Origin of the sequence: Ruania albidiflava DSM 18029 (assembly GCF_000421225.1) — a bacterium.
In the GTDB taxonomy this organism is placed as follows: Bacteria; Actinomycetota; Actinomycetes; order Actinomycetales; family Beutenbergiaceae; genus Ruania; species Ruania albidiflava.
On the sequence record NZ_ATWL01000015.1, the window covers coordinates 24,166 to 40,158 of the forward strand.

A 15,993-nucleotide genomic window follows, 5' to 3' on the forward strand; every position below is an offset into this window, starting at 1 on the left:
TGAGCAGGCCGGGCTAGTAATAACTGCTCATAGGGGCGGCAGCACCGATGACGATGCGAGGAGGCAGGGTGCGACGACAGGACGCGCCACGGGTGCGGATCACCCAGCGGCAGGTCGCCGAGCTGGCCGGGGTGAGCCAGTCCACCGTCTCGCTCGTGGTCAACGGCAAGGCCGACGCACGCAGCCGGATCCCCCGTGCCACCCGGGAGCGGGTGCTGCGAGTACTGCGTGAGGCGGAGTACGTGGCCGACCCCGCGGCCCGCAGGCTCGCCGGCGGGATGAACCGCCTGGTCGGGGTGTTCACCTACGAACCCGCCTTCCCGGCCGCCAGCCGCGACTTCTATGCAGCCCTGCTCACCGGCATCGAGCACCAGGCCGAGCAGCTCGGCTATGACCTGCTGATGTTCACCTCAGCACCGGTGACCCACGGCCGCCGCCAGCTCTTCCACCCGGCGAACCGGTTGCGCCTGGCCGACGGCTGCCTCCTCCTCGGCCTGGAGATGGACGATGCGGACCTGGAGCGACTAGCCACGTCTGGTCTGCCGTTCGTGGCCGTCGGGCGGCGAGAGACGCCAGGTGTCCCGTACGTGGCGGCGGACTATGCGGGCGCGACCGCCGAGCTGGTCGGCCAGGCCTGGGATCTGGGACACCGTCGGTTCGCGATGATCCATCGGGACAGCTCCGGTGAGTCGGTACAGGACCGCCTGCGTGGTCTCATCGATGAGCTCTCCCGGCGGGACCGCGGCGCTCTGGGCACGGCGGTGATCGAGGCGGCCAGCACGACCGGCCTGGAGAAGGAGTGGCGGCGGGTGCGCCGCGCCGGGGCGAGCGTGGTCTTCGTGGAGTCCCCCGAGCATGCGTTGGTGGTCCTCGACCTCGCTCGCCGGGACGGCGTCTGCGTACCGGACGAGCTGTCCTTGGTCACCCTCGGCGACCCCGCACGCGCCACGCCGGTGGAGCTGACCAGGATCGTGCCGCCACGCACCCGCCTCGGCGCGGAGGCGCTGAGCCTGCTCGGACAGATCCTCGATCCGCAGGTGCACCTGTCCACCGACGAGCTGCGGGTCACCCTGCCGTGCGCGATCGCGCCGGGCGCCACCCTCGCAGGCCCTGCCGACGAGCGGCCAGCGACGTAGGCTGGCGGCCATGGCTGAGAGTGGCACGTATGTAGAGCCCGGGCAGGAGTACACTCGGGACACCCGGTACATCGAGACCAGGATCACCACCGACGGCCGGGACGGCTACCCGGTCGAGCCGGGCCGGTACCGGCTGATCGCCGCGCGCGCCTGCCCGTGGGCGAACCGGGCGATCATCGTGCGCCGGCTGCTCGGCCTGGAGGACGCGATCTCCATGGGGCTGGCCGGCCCCACCCATGATGCGCGGTCCTGGACCTTCGACCTGGACCCTGGTGGTGTGGACCCGGTCCTGGGTATCGAGCGGCTGCAGGAGGCCTACTTCACCCGGGTGCCGAACTACCCGCGCGGGATCACCGTGCCGGCGATCGTGGACGTGCCCACCGGGGCGGTGGTCACCAACGACTTCGCGCAGATCACCCTGGACTTCTCCACCGAGTGGACCCAGTTCCACCGCGACGGCGCACCAGACCTCTACCCGGACCACCTGCGGGCAGAGATCGACGAGGTGGCCGAGCTGGTCTACCAGGACGTGAACAACGGGGTGTACCGGTGCGGGTTCGCCGGCTCCCAGCGCGCCTACGACCGCGCGTACGACCAGCTGTTCGCGCGGCTGGACTGGCTCAGCGACCGGCTCTCCGACCAGCGCTACCTGGTCGGGGACACCATCACCGAGGCAGACGTGCGGCTGTTCACCACGCTGGCCCGCTTCGATGCGGTGTACCACGGGCACTTCAAGTGCAACCGGACCAAGCTGAGCGAGATGCCAGTGCTGTGGGCCTATGCCCGGGACCTGTTCACCACCCCCGGCTTCGGCGACACTGTGGACTTCGCCCAGATCAAGGAGCACTACTACGTGGTGCACCAGGACGTGAACCCCAGCCAGATCGTGCCCAAGGGCCCGGACCTGACGAGCTGGCTCACGCCCCACCACCGGGACCAGCTCGGCGGCCGCCCCTTCGGCGACGGCACCCCGCCAGGTCCGGTGCGCGCCGGTGAGCAGGTGCCGGCGGAGGCGACGCCGCTGCGTTGAGCCGGTGCCGGCGTTCCGCTGATCGGGCCACCGGGCTGGACGGTGCGGACACCGCTCAGGCTGTGCTGGTCACCGGCAGTGGCAGCGCTCCTGCTCGGGCACGCCCGTAAGGGCTTCCTCGATGTGCTCGCCACATCCCTCCCAGGTGGGTTTGCGGCAGGTCGGGCAGGTCACTCGTCGACACATGGGTCTCTCCTCAGCTCGGAACCGCCGGCGAGTCTATCGCCTGGCCCCATCACCACGCGGGTGCACCTATGATCGTGATTCCAGCGGATCGCAACCATAGGTGCACCCTCGCGGGACTGCTCACACGGCGGTCCGGGTCGCGTCCGCCTCAGCGGCCACATCCCGCCGCCGGCCCAGCAGCAGCACTCCCCCGCAGCAGGCCAGCACGAGCGCAGCCAGCAGGAGCAGGATCCGGTAGTCCAGCACTGCGACCAGTGCGGCACCAGCCCCGGTGGAGATCAGCTGCGGCACGTTGAGCGCCAGGTTGGTGGCCGCTGCGGTCCGGCCCTGCAGCCGTGGCGGGGTGAGCCGCTGCCTGGTGGTCACCAGGGCCACCACCATCCACGGGATGCCCATACCGCCGGCGAACAACGCCACGACCACCAACGGCAGCAGCGCGGGGCCGAGCACGTCCGCCGCGCAGGCGAGCGCCACCACGGCGAGGATCGCCAGGCTGATGCCGACCGCCCGCTGCGGACCGAACCGGCGCAGCACCCGGGCCGAGGTCACCCCGCCCAGGATCGAACCAGCTCCCTGGATGCTCATCAGCACCCCGAAGAACGCCGGCGTCATGCCGAGTCCTTGGTCGACCACCTCGAAGATCACCGTGTCGAACAGCCCGACGACGCCGAATGCCAGCGCTGTGACCGTCACGATCAGCCAGAGCACCGGCACGGAGCGCAGGTGCCGGAACCCGGCGATCGTCTGCTCCCAGAACGCGGTCTCCTCCCGTTCCGGCTCGGACTCCTCGGCGCGCACTGTGGCCAGGACGAGAGCGGTGGCCACCAGCAGCACCGCGACCCCGAGGCCGAGGGCGCGCCCGCCCCAGAGCACGTAGAGCCCGGCGCCAAACATCGGGGTGAGGATGCGCAGCCCCTGGTCGATGGTGGACAGCATCGCGTTCGCCTCGTCCAGCTGCTCGTCGGGGAGCAGGTCGCGCAGCAGCCCGGACAGCGCGGACCCGTTCAGGATGCCGAGCCCGCCGTAGACGACGGTGACCGCATACAGCAGCCAGATCATCGACGCATCGGTGACCAGGAACAGCGAGGCGGCTGCCGCAGCGGCGATCAGGTTCGCGCACACCATGAGCGACCGGCGGTGCACCCGGTCCACGAGCAGCCCCAGCACGGGGACGGCGAGCGTCGGCAGTCCGAGGGCGAAGAACACCAGCCCGGCGGCCGAGGAGCTGCCGGTGAGGTCTTTCGCCCAGATCGCCAGGGTGAGGTAGAGGGCGGAGTCCGCCAGGTTGCCGATGGTCCAACCGCCCAGGAGCCGGCGAAAGATGCGGTGCTGGAGCAAGGTCTTCATCGATCTGCCTCGTTCTCGTCGTCTCGCTCCGACGCCGACTCGACCAGGTAGGTGGTCGTGTACAGCCGGACCGGTCGGCCGGCTGCCGGGCGCTGGTCCACGTGGTCCCAGCGCTGCACGTACTCGTCGACCAGGTCGGAGATCCGGTCGGTGATCTCGCGGGCCTCGTCCGGGGTGAGGTAGAGCGTCGCGCCGGTGGTGCCCAGCGCTCCGCGCCACTCGGGCGGGTTGCTTCGGGCGGCGGCCTGCCGGATGCGTTCGAACTCCCACTCCCGGAAGGAGCTGTCCAGAGCAGTGGCGGCACCGGCGAGCTCCTCGTCGTCCTTGGCGGACTCGTCCCAGTGCTGCCGGATGTCCAGCACGCGCCAGGGGCGCTGCCTGCCGGTGCTACCGGGCACCCGCTCGATGAATCCCGCCTCGGCGAGCCTGCGCAGGTGGAACGAGCAGTTCGACGGCGTGCTCCCCACCAGCGGGGCCAGCTCACTTGCGGTAGCGCTCCCCTCGATCGCGAGCCGCTCGAACAGCTCGATCCGCAACGGGTGGGCCAGGGCACGCATCGCGCGGGCATCGGTGAGCTTCATGGCACCGACCGTAGACCTGAAAGCATTCTTTCGCAAGAGATCTTTCACGATTTGGGTGCGTCTGGTCGGGCACCACCGCCAGCGCGAGCGACACGCCGGCGCAAGCGCAGGTCAGCGGCCGAGCACCTCGGCGAGAAACTCCGCCGCCGCTGGCGCCAGCCGACCGGGCCGACGCCAGATCGCATGCAGCGTCCGGCGCAGGTCCACGTCCGCCAGCTCCACCTCGACCAACCGCCGGTCCCGTAGCTCGGCTGCGACCGCGAGCTCGCTGAGCACCGCTGGGTAACCGCCGGAGGCGACCTCGACCTTGACCGCGGCGTTCGAGTCCAGCTCCAAGGCTGGCTGCACCGGCGCGCCGAGCGCACGGCTGAGCGCCTCCCGGGTGCCCGATCCGTCCTCGCGGGAGGCGAGCGACAGGCCGAGCAGCTCCTGCTGACCGAGCGGCCGGCGGCGCCGTGCTAGCGGGTGCCCGGGACCGACCACGAGAGTCAGCCGGTCCGCCCCGACCTTGCGCCGGGCCAGGTCGCTGGGCACCACCGGGGTCTCGATGAAGCCGAGGTCGATCTCCCGGGCGCGCAGCGCGGCGATCACATCACGGGAGTTCATCACCTGCAGCCGCACGGCATGGTCTGCGCGGGCGCGGCGGTGCGCCGCCAGCCACGCGGGCATCAGGTACTCCCCCACGGTCTGGCTCGCCGCGATGCTCAGCCGCACCTCGCGCCTGGTGGCCAGCGCACGGGAACCGGTGAGCAGCACGTCGGCGGCCTCCACCACGGTGCGCGCCCAGTCGGTGACCGCCCGGCCGTCAGCAGTCAGCTCCGCCCCTCGGGTGCGCCGGTCGAGCAGCTCCAGTCCGAGGCGGCGCTCCAGGTCCTTCATCCGGGCGCTGGCCGAGGGCTGGCTGATCTGGGCCTCGCGCGCTCCGGCGGAGATGCTGCCGTGCTCGGCGACGGCGACCAGCAGACGCAGGCCCTCCAGGGTGACGTCGGCGCTCACCGGAGCCTCCCGGTCGATCCGCTATCCATAGGTTCAGCCTATAGGCATACTCAGAACTGGTAGGTACCGGACGGCAGGGGACGTTGCCACCATCGAAGACGTGCCACTCCAGACCGACACTTCCACCACACCCGCCAGCACCACGGCCACCACCCGCCGGCCCAGCTCCGGCGCCGTCGCCGGACTCGCCCTGACCGTGGCGCTGGCCGCCTTGGCCACTGTGGCCGGCAGCTATGCCCCGGTGATCGGCGCCCCGGTGATCGGCGTGCTCACCGGCGTGCTGGTGGCCGCGGTCGCGGGCTCGAGGCGGCGCAGCGCATGGGCTGCCGGCCTGCCCATCGCCAGCACGTGGGGGCTGCAGGTGGCGGTGGTGCTGCTCGGCGTACAGCTGAGCCTGCGCGAGGTGGCCGCTGCGGGCATGGCCTCGCTGCCGGTGATGCTCGGCACCTTGAGCGCCTGCCTGGTGGCTGCCGCGCTGCTCGGCCGCGTGCTGCGCGTGCAGCGCGACCTGCGCACTCTCATCGGCGTGGGCACGGCGATCTGCGGCGCCTCGGCGATCGCGGCGGTGACCCCGATCCTGCGCCCGAAGGCCGGCACAGTCGCCTATGCGATGTCCACGATCTTCGCCTTCAACGTGGCCGCCGTGCTGGTCTTCCCAGCACTCGGCCACCTGCTCGGGATGAGCCCGGAAGCGTTCGGCATCTTCGCCGGCACCGCGGTGAACGACACCTCCTCGGTGGTCGCCGCAGCAGCGGCGTTCGGAGACGGTGCGGCACACACGGCGATCGTCGTCAAGCTCACCCGCACACTGGCGATCATCCCGATCTGCCTGGGCCTGACCTGGCTGGTGGCTCGGCGCGAAGCCCGGGCACGCACAGCGGCGGATGAGACCGCTGAGCACGGTGAGTCCCGCCGTCGCCCGCTGTGGCGACTGGTGCCCTGGTTCCTGGTCGGCTTCGTGCTGGTGACCACGGCGAACTCGCTCGGCTGGATCCCGTCCGTGGCCCAGGACGGCCTCGGGGCCCTGTCCACGTTCTTGATCACGACGGCGTTGGTTGCCATCGGCCTGTCCACGGACCTTCCCGCGCTGCGCCGGGCGGGGGCCCGCCCGCTGCTGCTGGGCGGTCTGCTCTGGGTGGTGGTCGCGGGCACCAGCCTGGGCCTGCAGGGCCTCACCGGGACGCTCTGACCCCTCCGGCGCCGCACATCAGCCTTCGACCTTCCCGCCGGCACGGTGGTGTGCGGCGCGAGCGAGTGCCTGCACTCCCTGGGCGAGAGCCTGCAGATCGGCCAGCTGCATGCGCTCCATCACGTCCCGGCCGATCCGCCACCCTGCTTCGTGCACGCTGGCGACCATCCGGTCACCTTCGTCGGTGAGCGCGACGAGGCGCACCCGCCGGTCCCGGGCATCGGTGCTGCGGGTGAGCATGCCTCGGTCTGCGAGCCGGTCAACCATGCCGGAGACGGTCGGGGTGGAGACGGCGAGCTCGTCGGCGAGCGCGTGGCTGCTGGTGGGCCCGTCGCGGTGCAGCACGACCATCAGCTTGAGCTGCTGCATGGTCAGCGTGGCGTCGAACAGCTCGGAGAGATCCTCGCGCAGCAGCATCCGTGAGGCCTGCTCGTGCGCGGTGAGCACCTGTTCGACGAGTCGTTGTCGCTGATCCACCCGTGATACCTTCGCCTGGCACTAATCATTAGCCTGCTACTAACGAACTTGCGTTGCAGACTATCCCACATCCGGAGCCTCGATGTCCGCACTCGCCCGCTTCAGCCTGGCCAACCGCGCACTGGTGGCGCTCGCCACCCTGATGGCCGTCGTCGCCGGGCTGTGGTCCACCACAGCGCTGAAGCAGGAGCTGATGCCCTCGCTGAACCTGCCGGTCGTGGCAGCAGTGACCAGCTACCCGGGCGCCTCACCTGAGGTGGTCGAGCAGCAGGTGACCGACAGCGTGGAGCAGGCGGCGGGGGCCGTCACCGGCCTGGAGACCACCAGCTCGACCTCGAGCGCGAACATGTCCGTGGTGATGCTCGAGCTGGAGTACGGCACGGACGTGACCAATGCGCAGCAGGAGTTCCAGGCCGCGATCAGCCGGCTGTCCAGCATGCTGCCGGAGGATGCCGACACGCAGGTGATCAGCGGCGGTGTGGACGACCTGCCCGTGATCCAGCTGTCGGCGGCTGCCACCGACGACCCGGATGCGGCCATCGAGGTGCTGCGCACGGTGGTCATCCCGGAGATCGAGCGTATCGACGGCGTTCGCGACATCCAGCTCACCGGCGTACGGGACCAGCAGGTCACCATCGACGTAGACCTGGCTGCGATGGCGGCTGCCGGGATCACCCCGGACGCGGTGCAGGGAGCGTTGCAGGCCAATGGTGCGGTGGTCCCCGGTGGGGAGATCACCGAGGACGAGCGCACCATGTCGGTGCAGACCGGCACCGAACTGACCTCGGCGCAGGACGTGGCAGCGGTGCCGATCCCCACCGAGACCGGCCCGGTACCGCTGTCCGACATCGCCGATGTCTCCGCCGAGCGGGTCGCGCCCACCTCCTTCACCCGTACCGACGGGCAGGACTCGTTCGGCATCGCCGTGACGAAGACCCCGGACGGCAACACTGTGGAGATCTCCGAGACGGTGCAGGACCGGCTCGCCGACTTCGAGGCGGCCCTGGGTGACGGCGGATCGATCACCGTGGTCTTTGACCAGGCCCCGTTCATCGAGCAGTCCGTGGAGGACCTGACGGTGGAGGGCCTGCTCGGCCTGGTCTTCGCTGTGCTGATCATCCTGCTGTTCCTGCGCAAGATCCGCCCCACCACGGTGACCGCGCTGTCCATCCCGCTGTCCCTGCTGATAGCGCTGATCGGGTTGAAGGTGGTCGGCTTCTCGCTGAACCTGTTCACCCTCGCGGCGCTGACCGTCTCCATCGGTCGAGTGGTGGACGACTCGATCGTGGTGATCGAGAACATCAGCCGTCACCTGAGCTACGGCAAGACCCGGGTGCGGGCCATCCTGGACGCGGTGCGAGAGGTGGCCGGGGCGATCACTGCCTCCACAGTGGCGACCGCTGCGGTGTTCGTGCCGATGGGGCTGGTCGGCGGCATGGTCGGTGAGCTGTTCCGGCCGTTCGCCTTCACCATCGCGCTGGCGCTGCTGGCCTCCCTGCTGGTGGCGCTGACGATCGTGCCGACGCTGGCGTACTGGTTCGTGCGCGCACCCGCCGGTGGTCCGGTGACGCAGGAGGCACAGGCTGAGGCGGAGGAGAAGGAGCGGCGCACGCTGCTGCAGCGTTCCTACCTGCGGATGCTGCGCGGGGCGCTGGCCCGCCCGTGGGTGGCGATCGTGATCGCGGTCGTCGTGATGGCCGGGACAGCGGGCATGGCCACTCAGCTGAAGACCGACTTCATCGGGGACACTGGCGAGAACACGCTGAGCGTGAGCCAGGAGCTGCCGGCAGGCACCTCTTTGGAGGCCGCCAGCGAGGCTGCTGCCCAGGTGGAGGAGGTCATCGCCGACCTGCCCGGTGTGGAGACGTACCAGGTCACCGGTGGTTCCGGGGACAGCTCGATGGCGTTCTTCGGCAGCAGCGGGTCCACCACGTTCTCGATCACCCTGGACATGGACGCCGATGCTGCCGCGGCAGAGGACCAGCTGCGCACCGAGCTGGACCACCTCACCGACGCCGGCACCCTGACCGTGGCCACGGGGATGTCCGCTGGCTTCATGAGCGGGCTGGAGGTGATCGTCTCCGGAAGCGACGGGGACGAGGTGGACGCAGCCTCGCAGGACGTGCTCGCTGCAGTGCAGGACGTCGAAGGCGCTACTGATGTCACCTCGAACCTGGCCGCTGAGCTGCCCACGGTCACCGTGGACGTGGACCGGGAGGCGGCGGCCGCCCTCGGCCTGACCGAGGCGCAGGTCGGGCAGACGGTCGCCTCTGCCCTGCGAGGGACCACGGTGGGGAGCCTGAACACGGACACCGGCCGCGAGGACGTCGTGATGCACGTCGGCGAGGTTCCGGCCGACCAGGCGGAGATCGAGGCGCTGGAGCTGACCGGACCGGCCGGCGGCGTGCCGCTGTCGCAGGTGGCCGAGGTGTCCGTGGTGGACCAGCCGGTGGAGATCACCCGCGCCGACGGTCTGCGCAGCGTGACGATCAGCGCCACTGCTACCGCCGAGGACCTGGGGGCGGTGACCGCGGACCTGCAGTCGGCACTCGACGAGGTGGATCTGCCCGCTGGGGTGAACGCCGAGATCGGTGGCGTCAGCGCGGACCAGGAGGAGGCATTCGGCCAGCTGGGTCTGGCACTGCTGGCCTCCATCCTGATCGTCTACCTGGTGATGGTCGCGACGTTCAACTCGCTCGTCCAGCCGTTGATCCTGCTGGTGTCGGTACCGTTCGCGGCGACCGGCGCGGTGGCCCTGCTGCTCGCCACCGGCACGCCGCTCGGGGTGGCAGCTCTGATCGGTGCACTCATGCTGGTCGGCGTGGTGGTGACGAACGCCATCGTGCTCATCGACCTGATCAACCAGTACCGGACTCAGGGCATGGCGCTGCGGGAGGCGATCGCCGAAGGTGGCCGGCACCGGCTCCGCCCGATCCTGATGACTGCTGCGGCCACGATCGGGGCACTCATCCCGATGGCGATCGGGCTCACTGGCGGGAGCGCGTTCATCTCCCAACCGCTGGCGTTGGTGGTGATCGGCGGTCTGGTCACGTCCACATTCCTCACCTTGCTGCTGGTGCCGGTGCTCTACCTCCTCGTCGAGCGCCGCGGGGAGAAGCGCCAGCTCCGTCAGACGGGCGCCGGTGAGGGCGACGGCGATTCGGCCACGGAGCGTACCGACTCCACCAACGGCCAGGTGGTCGGCGCCACCAGCGGCCGGCACGCTGCCCGCTGACCCGCGCTCACTGGTCGCAGGTGAGCCCGCTGGTGAGCGCCTCCAGGTTGGTGGTCATCGCAGTCAGGTAGTCGCCCTGCGCCGGCGGGCTCTCCAGCGGGTCGAGCACGGCAGTCCCTACGCCGAGCTCCTCGGCCAGCTGCTGGGTGACGCGTGGGGAGGCGAGCGTCTCGAAGTACAGCGTGCGCACGTCGTTGCCCCGGACCACCTCGCCCACCTCGCGCACCCGCGCAGGCGAGGGCTCCACCTCCGGGTCGATCCCGGCGATGCCCTCCTGGCGCAGGCCGTAGCGCTCGGCCAGATAGCCGAACGCTTCGTGCGAGGTGATCAGCACCGCGCCCTGGCAGGTCTGTAGCTCCTCGGCGTAGGACCGGTCGAGCGCCTCCAGGGCGGCTACCAGCTGGTCCGCTCTCTCGGCGTAGCCGGGCGCATTCTCCGGGTCAGCTGCAGCGAGCTGGTCGGCCACAGCATCGGCGACCGGCTCCAGCAGGGTCGGATCGAGCCAGAAGTGCGGGTCGCCGGCAGCCAACGGCGAGGCGGCGCCGGCGCCGGCGAGACCAGCTGCCTCGACCGCGTCGATCACGTCAGCCGGCGGTTGGGTGGCGATCGCGTCGTCGACTGCGGCCTGCAGCCCGGAGCTGTACACCACCAGGTCCGCCTGGCTGAGCTGGACGATCTGGGCCGGGGCGAGCTCCAGGCTGTGCGGGTCGCTGCCGGCCGGGGTCAGGCTCCGCACCTGGGCGTCAGCCCCGCCCACCCGTTCGGACACGAAGACCAACGGGTAGAACGAAGCGAGAACGGTAGGACCGCCGTCGGACTCCTGCTCCGCGGAGCACGCTGCCAGGCCGAGCAGACCGGCGACCGCCAGGAGGGCGGCCGCCGGCCGGAGTCGGTCAGTCATCGTGACCATGCTCCTCGTGCTCGTGTTCCTCGTGAGCGTGGTCGTCCTCCTCGCTCACGGCCTCGGCGTCGCCGCTGACGGTGATCAGCTCGTTCGGCACCACGGTCAGCTCGGTCTCGTTCCACACCTCACCGCTGGCCAGGTCGACGGCGTAGATCGCCTGGGCCTCCGGGTCACTGACGTAGGCGGTCCCGTCCGCGACCGCGATCGTCGGGCGGGGCTGCTGCCACTCCTCGGGTTCTTCCCAGGCGTCGATCACCGGGATGGATCGCTCCAGCTGACCGGCTTCTGGATCGATGACGTGGATAGCGCCATCTGTGCCGAGCACGAGCGCCTCGCCGTCATCACCGCGGGCCAGCGAGCGGAAGGAGTAGGAGGAGGGCAGACCCACCAGCGTGATCTCTGCGGTGCGGGTGTCGATCAGAGAGACCGTCATGGGGCGCTCCAGCTCAGCACCAGCGTCGCTCTTGTAGTCACCGAGCACGATCGGAGAGTCGGACGAGGCAGCCTGGTTACCGACCCGGCCATAGGTATCCGGGCTAGCCGCATGCTCGATCTGACCCTCGTGGTAGATCAGAGCACCGTCTTCGCACCCAGTCACCACGGCGTCCTCAGCGGCGGCCTCGGCCCCGTGCACACCGGGGCACTGGTCCGAGGCGGCGATCTCGTTGTCCTCGACATCGAGCACCCCGATGCCGGAGCGCGCCTCCTCGGTGCCCACGGTGACCACCAGCGTGCCGTCGGCCAGGGCGACGGCCACGCCGTGGTGCGCGGACGGCGCCGTGTACTCGCGCAGCACGGACTCCTCTGGCCCGGTCGCGACCTCGGTGGCGTCCAGCACCGTCGCGGTGCCGGTACCGTCGTCGAAGAGAGCGACCTTGCCGTCGTGAGCCACCACGTGCCCCGGGGTCTGGGCCGGGTAGGTGATGTCGGTGAGCACGGGGTCGGCAGTGTAGTAGTGCGAGTGATCACCGTGCGGAACGGCCCAGGACCCGGCGTCGAGCACCTGAAAGCCCTCGGCTGTGGAGACCAGCGCGTGTCGGCCGTCGCCAGCGGCGTTCAGGCGTAGGAAGCCCTCGGCGGGCAGGTCGCCGACGACCTCAAGAGTGGTGGCGTCGAGAACCTCGATCCCGCCGTCGTAGCTGAGCACGAGCCGCGGGGTGACGGCGGCGACCTCGGTGCCCTCGGTTGACGGCGGCCCGTCGTCGGCAGGACTCGACGCGCCGCCCGGGGGCGGTTCGGGCTCAGCGGTCGAACAGGCCGTGAGGACGAGCGGCACAGCGGCGAACAGTGCGATGAGTGCACGGCGGTCGGCGCGCGATTGTGTAGTCATCAGCGGTCGGACCGGCAGTCTGGCCGGTCCACTCCTTTCGATCGGTTGCTCGCACCCTAACAGTAATGCGTCTCATTCTCATTATCGATGCGAGTGGGCCCGGAGACAGCGACCCGCCGACGCGGCGACGGCGCCTGAACGAGATTGGCGACAAGGCCCGGCCGGCTCGGACCTAGCAGCAGCGCTGCCAGTGTGTATCATTTAGACAAGTGCCACTTGTACAAACTGAGAGGACATGAGCATCGCCGTTCGGAGCACGAAGACCACCTGGGAAGGCCCGCTGGCCAGCGGTACCGGCACGTTCAGCGACAGCAGCAGCGGGGTACTGGACAGCCAGACCGTCACCTGGGCAGCCCGCACCGAGGCACCCGGCGGCAAGACCAGCCCCGAGGAGCTCGCCGCTGCGGCACACTCCTCGTGCTACTCGATGGCCCTCTCCCTCACTCTCGGAGAGAACAAGACCCCGGCAGACCGGGTCAGCGTCGAAGCGGCAGTGACCCTGGACGAGGTCGACGGTGTCCCGACGGTGACCACCTCTGCACTCACCGTGCGGGCGGTCGTGCCCGGCCTGGACGAGGCAGGGTTCGCCAAGGTGGTCGAGGACGCGTCCGCGCTCTGCCCGATCTCGCGACTCTTCGCCGGCGCCACGATCACCGTGGATGCCGCGCTCGAGACGACCTGACCTGCACCAGGCCGACGCTGCGGCACCGGGATCCAGGACGCGTCCCGGTGCCGCAGCCCTACCCGGGGAGCCCGCCATGACCGAGACCGCCAACGACCAGCCGAGCTCAGTGGCCGACGCCCTCACCCGCGAGCACCGGGAGATCGACGCCGGCATCGAGGCCTTCGTCGCCAGCATGGGCGCCAGCGCCGGCGGCCCGGCCGGCACTGTGTCCGAGTGGGCCGCTCCCCTGCTGGTCGCGATGACTGCACTGCGCCGGCACATCTACCTCGAAGAAGAGTTCGTCTTCCCGCCGATCCGTGACGGCGGCCTGGTGATGGCGATCATGGTGATGCTCCGCGAGCACGGCGAGCTCTGGCGGGCGATGGACGAGCTCAGCGATCTGCTGGAGACCGGGGCCGACGACCCCGGCCGGCACGAGGAGCTGGTGCAGCGCTGCTCCGCCATGCTCGACCTGCTGGAGGCGCACAACAGCAAGGAAGAGCCGATCATCTATACCCGCGCGGACGCCGACCTGCCGGCCGAGTCGCGCGCCGAGCTGCAGGAGTTCCTGCGCCGGGGCAGGATGCCCGACGGCTGGGTGTGCGAGCGCGCCAGTCGATGAGCCGGCCCTCAGGCTCCTTTCGCACCCTTGGGGTCGGTCCGGAGGTGGTCGCCGGTCATCTCCTCGACCCGTGCCATCTGCACCCGGTCCTCGCGGGCAGCAGCGAGCACGTCCGCGATGATCGCATCGGCGGACTCTGAGCTGACTCCGACCGCCTCCAGCGCCAGCTGGGTGAACTGTAGCCGCGGCCGGTCGGCCGCGCGTGGGAAGAACCGGGTGGTCATCCAGGTACCACCGAGCACAGCGATGAAGAACTCTGCGGCATCGGTCAGGGGCACGTCCAAGGAACACCGCTCCACCTCGACCATCGCCTCCAGGTGCGCCCGCACGCGCCGGACCCAGTCGGCCATCGGCTCCGCGAGCACCTCTCGCGGCACCGAGGGGTCTGCGAACAGGGACAACGCAGCGGTGGTCACGACATCGGTACCGGCGAAGTGCCCGACGTTGGACACGAACGCCACGCAGGCGCGCGCCGGACTGTGCCCGAAGATCTCCACTGCTGCCGCATCGGAGGCAGCAAGCGTCTCCCGGAGCCGCCCGACCAGAGCTGCCAGGATGCGGTCCTTCGTCGGAAAGTGGTAGGCGAGCGCCCCCTTGGTCAGGCCGAGCCGACCGGCGATCCCGGAGAGCGAGGCCCCCACATAGCCGTGCTCGATCACCTCCCGGGCAGCCGCCTCGAGGATCACCTCACGAGTGTGTCCCGCCGTCGCGCGATCAGCCATGCAGGTGAGGATAGCCCTCCTCGCTGACCGCCGGTAGACAGGCACATCCGTCCGCACCCGCACCGACGACATCTTTACCCATGCAAATATCTTGACATCGAGATACTTTCGTCGCATAGTGACGGTAAGGCATACCTCAGTCGGAGCGCGGGCCAGCAGATCCGCCGGCCGCGCAGAAGGGAGCCATCACAATGGCAGAGGTGCACAAGCTGGCAGACTTCGTCGCGAAGGCCAGCATCGATCAGCTCAGCAGCGAGGCACTGGACCAGCTCAAGATCCGCGTGCTGGACACCCTGGGGGTAGCGATCGGCGCGCTCGACGCACAGCCGATGGTCGCGATCCGCGGTCTGCTGGAGGACCTGGGCGGAACGCCGCAGGCCACGCTGATCGGCGGCGGGAAGACCTCCCCCGAACGCGCGGCGTTCTTCAACAGCGGCCTGTCCCGCTATCTGGACTTCATGGACTCCTACCTCGCCAAGGGGGAGACCAACCACCCCTCGGACAACTTCGGCGCGGTGCTCGCTGCCGCCGAGCAGACCGGCGCCAGCGGGGCCGAGCTGCTCAGCGCCCTGGCAGTGGCCTACCAGGTGCACACCCGCCTCTCCGATGTCGCACCCGTGCGGGCCAAAGGGTTCGACCACACTACCCAGGGTGCCTATGCGGCCGCAGCCAGCGCCGCCAAGGCGTTGGGCCTGCCCGCGGACCAGATCGCCCACGCGATCGCCATCTCCGGTACCGCGAACAACGCGCTGCGGGTCACCCGCACCGGGTCGCTGAGCAACTGGAAGGGGCTCGCCTATCCGCAGGTGGCCAAGGAAGGTACGTTCGCCGCGCTGCTGGCCAGCCGCGGCATCACTGGTCCGGCGGAGGTGTTCGAGGGCAACAAGGGGTTCAAGGACTCGATCGCCGGGCCGTTCCAGATCGACTGGTCGGGCGAGGACCTGGAGCGGGTGCGGCGCACCATCCTCAAGAAGTACAACGCCGAGATCCACTCCCAGTCCGCGTTGGAGGCGGCCCTGGAGATCCGCGCACGGGACGGCTTCCGCCCCGAGGCGATCGAGTCGGTGCACCTGAAGACCTTTGACGTGGCCTACTCGATCATCGGCGGCGGCGAGGAGGGCGACAAGCGCACGATCCGCACCAAGGAGGAGGCCGACCACTCCCTGCCGTGGATGCTGGCGGTCACCCTCCTGGACGGTGAGCTCAACCCCGCCCAGTACGCCCCAGAGCGCGTGGTCGCCGACGATGTGCAAGCCTTGATGACGAAGGTGACCATCACTCCGGACGACGGCTTCTCCGACCGCTTCCCGGACGAGATGCCCGCCGAGGTGGAGATCACCCTCACCGACGGCACGACCTTCCGGGCCACCCACAACGACTACGAGGGGTTCCATACCCACCCCGCCGGATGGGACGTCGTCGAGGACAAGTTCACCCGACTGACCGGGCCGTTCGCCGACGAATCGCTGCGGGAGGAGATCACCCACCTGGTGCGCACCCTCGAGGAGCAGCCGACCTCGGCACTGACCGACGCGCTCGCCCGCGTGGCCATCACCCGCACCGACTGAGCGATC

Annotated in this window: 14 protein-coding genes; 7 read left to right on the top strand and 7 right to left on the bottom strand. The window is 69.9% G+C overall.

The window, feature by feature from the left end; genetic code table 11:
• The first annotated feature begins 68 nt into the window (after positions 1-68).
• Positions 69-1,136, top strand: coding sequence for a LacI family DNA-binding transcriptional regulator (locus K338_RS0115315; protein WP_211218245.1), 1,068 nt, complete (start codon positions 69-71; stop codon positions 1,134-1,136).
• Between the two features lie 10 nt (positions 1,137-1,146).
• A complete protein-coding gene (locus K338_RS0115320; protein WP_022919047.1) occupies positions 1,147-2,166 on the top strand; it encodes a glutathione S-transferase family protein in 1,020 nt (339 codons plus the stop codon).
• 306 nt (positions 2,167-2,472) lie between these two features.
• Here K338_RS0115320 and K338_RS23150 read toward each other — a convergent pair whose 3' ends face one another.
• The 3 genes from K338_RS23150 to K338_RS0115335 form a co-directional block, all read right to left on the bottom strand.
• Positions 2,473-3,699, bottom strand: coding sequence for an MFS transporter (locus K338_RS23150; protein ID WP_022919048.1), 1,227 nt, complete (start codon positions 3,697-3,699; stop codon positions 2,473-2,475).
• Positions 3,696-4,280: an ArsR/SmtB family transcription factor gene (locus tag K338_RS23155; RefSeq protein WP_051154886.1), complete on the bottom strand. Its 585-nt coding sequence runs from the start codon at positions 4,278-4,280 to the stop codon at positions 3,696-3,698. The genes K338_RS23150 and K338_RS23155 overlap by 4 nt, the downstream gene beginning before the upstream one ends.
• A 111-nt stretch (positions 4,281-4,391) precedes the next feature.
• A complete protein-coding gene (locus tag K338_RS0115335; protein ID WP_022919050.1) occupies positions 4,392-5,276 on the bottom strand; it encodes a LysR family transcriptional regulator in 885 nt (294 codons plus the stop codon).
• Between the two features lie 100 nt (positions 5,277-5,376).
• On the opposite strand from K338_RS0115335, the gene K338_RS0115340 reads away from it, so the two are divergent.
• Positions 5,377-6,465 (top strand): YeiH family protein, encoded by a 1,089-nt coding sequence (locus K338_RS0115340; RefSeq protein WP_157612518.1) that lies wholly within the window; start codon positions 5,377-5,379, stop codon positions 6,463-6,465.
• Positions 6,466-6,483: 18 nt separating this feature from the next.
• Here K338_RS0115340 and K338_RS24715 read toward each other — a convergent pair whose 3' ends face one another.
• On the bottom strand, positions 6,484-6,942 hold the full coding sequence (locus K338_RS24715; protein ID WP_157612520.1) for a MarR family winged helix-turn-helix transcriptional regulator: 459 nt from the start codon (positions 6,940-6,942) through the stop codon (positions 6,484-6,486).
• Positions 6,943-7,024: 82 nt separating this feature from the next.
• Here K338_RS24715 and K338_RS23165 point away from each other — a divergent pair, with 82 nt between their 5' ends.
• Positions 7,025-10,177, top strand: a complete 3,153-nt coding sequence (locus tag K338_RS23165) for an efflux RND transporter permease subunit (protein WP_022919054.1) — start codon at positions 7,025-7,027, stop codon at positions 10,175-10,177.
• A 7-nt stretch (positions 10,178-10,184) separates the two neighbouring features.
• Here the strand turns inward: K338_RS23165 and K338_RS0115355 are convergent, their stop codons facing one another.
• A complete protein-coding gene (locus K338_RS0115355) occupies positions 10,185-11,078 on the bottom strand; it encodes a metal ABC transporter substrate-binding protein (protein ID WP_027286905.1) in 894 nt (297 codons plus the stop codon).
• Positions 11,071-12,411 carry a zinc metallochaperone AztD gene (gene aztD, locus K338_RS0115360; RefSeq protein WP_022919056.1) on the bottom strand — a complete coding sequence of 447 codons (1,341 nt, stop codon included), beginning with the start codon at positions 12,409-12,411 and terminating at the stop codon, positions 11,071-11,073. The genes K338_RS0115355 and aztD overlap by 8 nt, the downstream gene beginning before the upstream one ends.
• 235 nt (positions 12,412-12,646) lie before the next feature.
• Between aztD and K338_RS0115365 the strand changes: the two genes are divergently transcribed.
• Both K338_RS0115365 and K338_RS0115370 read left to right on the top strand, forming a co-directional pair.
• Positions 12,647-13,093: an OsmC family peroxiredoxin gene (locus K338_RS0115365; RefSeq protein WP_022919057.1), complete on the top strand. Its 447-nt coding sequence runs from the start codon at positions 12,647-12,649 to the stop codon at positions 13,091-13,093.
• 76 nt (positions 13,094-13,169) lie between these two features.
• Positions 13,170-13,697 carry a hemerythrin domain-containing protein gene (locus K338_RS0115370; RefSeq protein WP_022919058.1) on the top strand — a complete coding sequence of 176 codons (528 nt, stop codon included), beginning with the start codon at positions 13,170-13,172 and terminating at the stop codon, positions 13,695-13,697.
• Between the two features lie 8 nt (positions 13,698-13,705).
• On the opposite strand, the gene K338_RS24720 is transcribed toward K338_RS0115370, so the two are convergent.
• Positions 13,706-14,419, bottom strand: a complete 714-nt coding sequence (locus K338_RS24720; protein ID WP_022919059.1) for a TetR/AcrR family transcriptional regulator — start codon at positions 14,417-14,419, stop codon at positions 13,706-13,708.
• A 191-nt stretch (positions 14,420-14,610) separates the two neighbouring features.
• On the opposite strand from K338_RS24720, the gene K338_RS0115380 reads away from it, so the two are divergent.
• Entirely contained in the window at positions 14,611-15,987 is a 1,377-nt protein-coding gene (locus K338_RS0115380) for an MmgE/PrpD family protein (RefSeq protein WP_022919060.1), read from the top strand.
• Positions 15,988-15,993 lie beyond the last annotated feature (6 nt).

Bases quoted from the DNA above. Each gene is read 5' to 3' on its own strand.
- K338_RS0115320 (WP_022919047.1), top strand. From the start codon at position 1,147: ATGGCTGAGAGTGGCACGTATGTAGAGCCCGGGCAGGAGTACACTCGG.
- K338_RS23150 (WP_022919048.1), bottom strand. From the start codon at position 3,699: ATGAAGACCTTGCTCCAGCACCGCATCTTTCGCCGGCTCCTGGGCGGT.
- K338_RS23155 (WP_051154886.1), bottom strand. From the start codon at position 4,280: ATGAAGCTCACCGATGCCCGCGCGATGCGTGCCCTGGCCCACCCGTTG.
- K338_RS23165 (WP_022919054.1), top strand. From the start codon at position 7,025: ATGTCCGCACTCGCCCGCTTCAGCCTGGCCAACCGCGCACTGGTGGCG.
- K338_RS0115355 (WP_027286905.1), bottom strand. From the start codon at position 11,078: ATGACTGACCGACTCCGGCCGGCGGCCGCCCTCCTGGCGGTCGCCGGT.
- aztD (WP_022919056.1), bottom strand. From the start codon at position 12,411: ATGACTACACAATCGCGCGCCGACCGCCGTGCACTCATCGCACTGTTC.
- K338_RS0115365 (WP_022919057.1), top strand. From the start codon at position 12,647: ATGAGCATCGCCGTTCGGAGCACGAAGACCACCTGGGAAGGCCCGCTG.
- K338_RS0115370 (WP_022919058.1), top strand. From the start codon at position 13,170: ATGACCGAGACCGCCAACGACCAGCCGAGCTCAGTGGCCGACGCCCTC.
- K338_RS24720 (WP_022919059.1), bottom strand. From the start codon at position 14,419: ATGGCTGATCGCGCGACGGCGGGACACACTCGTGAGGTGATCCTCGAG.
- K338_RS0115380 (WP_022919060.1), top strand. From the start codon at position 14,611: ATGGCAGAGGTGCACAAGCTGGCAGACTTCGTCGCGAAGGCCAGCATC.